2 protein-coding genes are annotated in these 5447 nt (G+C 72.4%); both read left to right on the top strand.

Annotated features, from left to right (window positions below; all coding sequences use genetic code 11):
• The coding region (locus tag AB0368_RS38400; RefSeq protein WP_366158975.1) for an amino acid adenylation domain-containing protein at positions 1 to 3978 on the top strand (3978 nt) is incomplete at its 5' end.
• Between the two features lie 64 nt (positions 3979 to 4042).
• Positions 4043 to 5332: an MFS transporter gene (locus tag AB0368_RS38395; RefSeq protein ID WP_366158974.1), complete on the top strand. Its 1290-nt coding sequence runs from the start codon at positions 4043 to 4045 to the stop codon at positions 5330 to 5332.
• The last annotated feature ends 115 nt before the right edge of the window (positions 5333 to 5447 follow it).

The raw sequence follows: 5447 nt of genomic DNA, 5'->3' as shown, positions 1-5447 counted from the left end.
CGGGGGGCTTTGCGGCCGGTGCTGCGGTCGGGTCCGGTGCCGATGTCGTTCGCGCAGCAGCGGTTGTGGTTCATCGATCAGTTGGAGGGTGCCGGTAGCACGTACAACATGCCGGTCGGCTACCGCCTGACGGGCAGCCTGGACGTGGATGCCTTCCATGCGGCGTTGTCGGATGTGGTGGCGCGGCACGAGAGTCTGCGGACCGTGCTGCGCGAGATCGACGGGCAGCCGATGCAGGTCGTCCTGCCCGCCGAGCCGATCGCGCTGCATCGCGCGGCGCTGGAGGGCGGGGACCTCGATCCGCTGCTGCAGGAACTCGGTGCCTACGTCTTCGATCTGGCGACCGAGACGCCGCTGCGCGCGACCCTGGTCGACATCGGTCCCGACGACCACGTCCTGATGCTGCTGTTCCACCACACCGGCAGCGACGGGGAATCCCTGGCTCCGCTGCGCAACGACCTCGCCGAGGCGTACCGGTCGCGGCTGGCCGGCGAGGCGCCGCGGTGGCGCCCCCTGCCGGTGCAGTACGCCGACTACGCCCTCTGGCAACGCGACCTGCTCGCCGAAGACCAGATCGACTACTGGCGTACGGCCCTGGCGGGTCTCCCCGTCGAGCTGGACTACCCGACCGATCGGCCCCGGCCCCCGGTGGCGAGCGGCCGCGGCGACGCCTTCGTCGTCGACCTGGGCGAAGCCCTGCATCAGCGGCTCGACGGTCTGGTCCGGGCCACCGGGACGACGCTGTCCATGGTGGCGCATGCCGCGCTCGCGACCGTCCTGACGCGATTGGGCGCCGGAACGGATATTCCTATCGGTACGCCGGCAGCCGGGCGCAACGACGAACAGCTCGACGCGTTGATCGGCTTCTTCGTCAACACGCTGGTGCTGCGGACCGACACCAGTGGCGATCCGACCTTCGCGGAGTTGCTGGAGCGGGTGCGCGAGACCAGCCTGGCGGCGTACAACCACCAGGACATCCCGTTCGACCGGATCGTCGAGGCCGTCAACCCGCCCCGGTCGCCGGCCCGCAACCCGCTGTTCCAGGTCATGCTCCAGGTCGCCACCCGGAGCACCGGCACGGCCTTCGAGCTGCCGGGGCTCGCCGTGAGCGAGGTGTCGGCGGCGCCGCAGATGGAGAAGTTCGACCTCTCGATCACCGTGCAGGCCGAGGTCGGTGCGGACCGTTCGCCCGGAGCGCTGCGGGCGTTCGTACGGTTCGCCACGGACCTGTTCGACCGCCCGACGATGAGCCGGCTGATCGAGCGGTTCGGCCGGGTCCTCGCTGCGATGGCGGCCGATCCCGCGACCCGGCTCGGCACGGTCGACGTCCTCGACGCCGAGGAACGGCGGCTCGTGCTCACCGGCTGGAACGACACGGCGGCGCCGATGCCGGCGGAGCTGCTCACCGACCGGATCGCCGGCTGCGCGCGACGGACCCCGGCGGCCACCGCGCTGGTCTCGGAGGGCACCGAAGTCTCGTACGCGGAGCTCGACGAGTGGTCCGACCGGCTGGCGCAGCACCTCGTCGCCCGCGGCGTCGGACCGGAGTCGGTGGTCGGCCTGTGCCTGCCCCGGGGCGCCGACACCGTCGCGGCCATCCTGGCGGTGTGGAAGGCGGGCGGCGCGTACCTGCCGATGGATCCGGCGTACCCGGGGGACCGGATCGCCTTCATGCTCGCCGACAGCGGGGCGACCACCGTGCTCACCGCCTCCGGCGTGCCGGACCTGATGTGGCCGCCGGACGTGTCCGTGATCGTGCTCGACGCCGCCGCGGAGGACATCCGGCGGTGCCCGGCGATCCGGCCGGCGGTACGGGTGCCGGCGGCGGCCCTGGCGTACGTCATCTACACGTCGGGGTCGACCGGGCGTCCCAAAGGCGTCGCGGTGACCCACGGTTCCCTCGCCAACTACGTCGCGTCGGCCACCGACAGGCTGGCGCTGGGCCGGTCCGGCGGGCGCTACGCCCTCCTCCAGCCCCAGGTCACCGACCTCGGAAACACCATCGTTTTCACCAGCCTCGCCACCGGCGGTGAGCTGCACGTGATGCCCGCCGACACGGTGACCGACCCGGCCGCCGTCGCCGAGTACCTGACCGCCCACGCGATCGACTACCTGAAGGTGGTGCCGTCGCACCTGGCGACGCTGTCCATCGACGGCGTCGACCGGGTGCTGCCCTCGCGGTCGGTCGTGCTCGGTGGTGAGGCCGCGTCGCCCGGATGGCTGCGGGAGCTGCTGCAGGCGGCCGGCGACGTGGAGGTCTTCAACCACTACGGTCCGACCGAGACCACCATCGGCGTGCTCACCACCCGGCTCAAGCCCGGTGACGGCCGGGCGCCGATCGGAGCCCCGATCGCGAACACCCGGGCGTACGTGCTGGACGACCGGCTGCGCCCGGTGCCGGTCGGCGTGACCGGCGAGCTCTACGTCGCCGGTGCGGGCCTGGCCCGCGGGTACGTGGGCCGCCCGGACCTCACCGCCGAGCGGTTCGTGGCGTGCCCGTTCGAGCCCGGCGCCCGGATGTACCGCACCGGTGACCGGGTGCGCTGGTCGCCGGACGGGCAGCTGTGGTTCGAGGGCCGCGCCGACGACCAGGTGAAGGTCCGCGGCTTCCGGATCGAGCCGGACGAGGTCCGCGCCGCGGTGGAGGCCGCTCCGGGCGTCTCCCAGGCGGCCGTGGTGGCCTTCGAGGACGTGCCGGGCGACGTGCGGCTGGTGGCCTATGTGGTCCCGCAGGCCGGTGCCGACACCGGCGGGCTGCCCGCGTCCGTCCGCGGGTTCGTGAGCACCCGCCTGCCGGCGTTCATGACGCCGGCCGCCGTGGTGGTGCTGGAGCGCTTGCCGCTGACGTCGAACGGCAAGCTGGACCGCGCGGCCCTGCCCGCACCCGACTTCGCGGGCGCGGCGGCGGGAAGTGCGCCGGCGCGCAATGCGCAGGAGCAGTTGCTGTGCACGCTCTTCGCCGAGGTCCTGAGCGTCGAGCGGGTCGGCATCGACGACAACTTCTTCGATCTCGGCGGCCACTCGCTGCTGGCGACCCGCCTGGTCGCCCGCATCCGCACCGCGTTCGACCTCGACGTGTCCGTCCGGGCCCTGTTCGAGGCGCCCACGCCGGCCACGCTGGCCCGGTGGCTCGTCACGGTCGGCATCCGGGACGCCTTCGAAGTCGTGTACCCGATGCGCACCACCGGATCGCAGCCGCCGCTGTTCTGCCTGCACCCCGGCAGCGGCTTGGCCTGGGTGTACAGCGGGCTGCTGCGGCACCTGGATCCCGAGGTCCCGCTTTACGGCATCCAGTCGCTGGGCCTGTCCCGCACCTCGACCCGTCCGGACACCCTCACCGGGATGGCGCGCGAGTACGCCCGGCACATCCGGTCGGTTCAGCCGCACGGCCCGTACCGGCTGATGGGCTGGTCGCTGGGCGGCGTGATGGCGCACGAGGTGGCGGTGCAGCTGCAGGCGGCCGGTGAGCAGGTCACCCTGCTCGGCATCCTCGACACCGACGCGATCTACGACCACGACACCGCCGGCACCCCGGTGCCGGCGGAGTTCCTGCGGTATGTCCCCGGCGACCCGGATGCGGTCGCCGCGGAGATCAAGCTGCTCGCGGCGGGCGGCCCGCATGGCGTACCGGTGCTGAACGCGCTCAACGGCGACGAGCAGCCCATGGTGGTCAGTGCCCTGCGCTACCACCAGCAGGTCCGGCCTCGGCACGTGCCGAACGTCTACCGGGGTGACCTGCTGTTCGTCCGGGCGACCGCGGAGAAGGACGAGCTCCTGCCGGCGGAACGCACCTGGGGCGCGTACGTCGACGGCCGGATCGACGAGGTGCACATCGACTGCACCCACTTCCAGCTGCTCGACATGGCGCCGCTGGCGGCCATCGGCGACGCGCCCACCGCCAAGCCGCTGTCGATGATCGCCCAGGCCCTGAACGAGCGACTGGGCTCGTACCGATCCCGGCGGGAGGGTGCCGACTAGTCAGCGCTTCCGAACCGCACCACCGATCCTGGCACGCACCATCCGCACATATTGGAGTCCTCGGGTGAGCCAAGCCCCCACCTCGTCCCCTGACAGCACCGTCGATCCCGCCGCCGGCGACAACCGCTCGTGGCTGGTCCGCCGCGGGCTGCTGCTCGAGTCCGTACAGCAGCGCCGGCTGGCCACCGGCACCTTCATCAACCAGCTCGGCACGGGCGCCTTCCTGGCGACCGTGCCGCTGTACGGCATCCGGGTCCTCGACCTGTCCGTGCAGCAGGTCGGCCTCGGCCTCAGCATCGCGGCGGTGGTCGGCCTGGTCGCCGGCATCCCGGTCGGGCACCTGGCCGACCGGCGCGGACCGCGGGAGATCTACCTGCTCACCCTGCTCGTCCAGGCCGTCGCCATGGTGGGGCTGCTGTTCGCCCACTCGTTCTGGGCGTTCGCGCTGGCGGTGACGATCACGGACCTTGCCGGTTCGTCCGGCGGCGCCGCGCGCGGGCCGCTGGTGCGCCGCGTCGGCGGGGACGAGGTCCCGAAGTTCCGGTCCTACCTGCGGTCGGTGGCGATGCTCGCCGGCACCTTCGGCGCGCTGTCCGCCGGTGTGGTGGTGCAGATCGACACCGACCTGGCGTACCAGCTGCTGATCATCGGCAACGCGCTGACCTTCGTGGGTTGCGCCCTGGTCATGGCCCAGATGCCCAAGCTGCCGCCGCTGCCCTCGCCGCCGGAGGTCGGCCGCTGGATCGCGCTCAAGGACAAGCCGTACGTCGCGTTCGTGGTGCTCGACGGCATCATGTGGATCCAGGGCGAGGTGCTCACCTTCGCGCTCCCGCTGTGGGTGGTCCTGCACACCGACGCCCCACGCTGGTTCGTGGGCCTGGCGATCGCCGTCAACACGGCGATGGTGGTGCTGTTCCAGGTACGGGCCAGCCGCGGGGTCGAGGGCGGGTCCGCCGCCGGCCGGGCATTCCGCCGCGCGGGCGTCGCGTTCCTGCTCGGCATGGCGATCGTCGCGTTCGCCGCGGGCATTCCGGGCTGGCTGGCGGCCACCATCATGGTGCTCGGCGTCGGTATCCACACGATCGGCGAGCTGTGGCACGCCGCCGGATCGCTGGAGCTGCGTTTCCGGATGGCCCCGGCGCACGCCCAGGGCCAGTACTCCGGCGTGTTCGGCATGGGCATGGGCCTGTGCTACGTCGTCGCGCCCAGCCTGCTCGGCCTGCTGCTGATCACCTGGGGCAAGCCGGGCTGGTTCCTGATGGGCGGCGTGTTCGTCCTGGCCGGCCTCGCCATGCCGGCCGTCGTGAAGTGGGGCGAGCGGACCCGGCCGGAGATGGCCGAAGCCGTCGCCTGACGGAGAGCCTGGATCCCGGGCCCCGGGCGGCCGATCGGCCCACTTCACGACGGCCGGCATGGCGAGGCCGGCCAGGACGAACACGCCGCCCATCAGGAACCAGCCCGGCTTGCCC

Origin of the sequence: Actinoplanes sp. NPDC051475, from assembly GCF_040689425.1 — a bacterium.
Classification (GTDB): domain Bacteria; phylum Actinomycetota; class Actinomycetes; order Mycobacteriales; family Micromonosporaceae; genus Actinoplanes.
The sequence above is the reverse complement of the archived record's forward strand: the minus strand, read 5'-3'. Positions and strand labels throughout refer to the sequence as shown.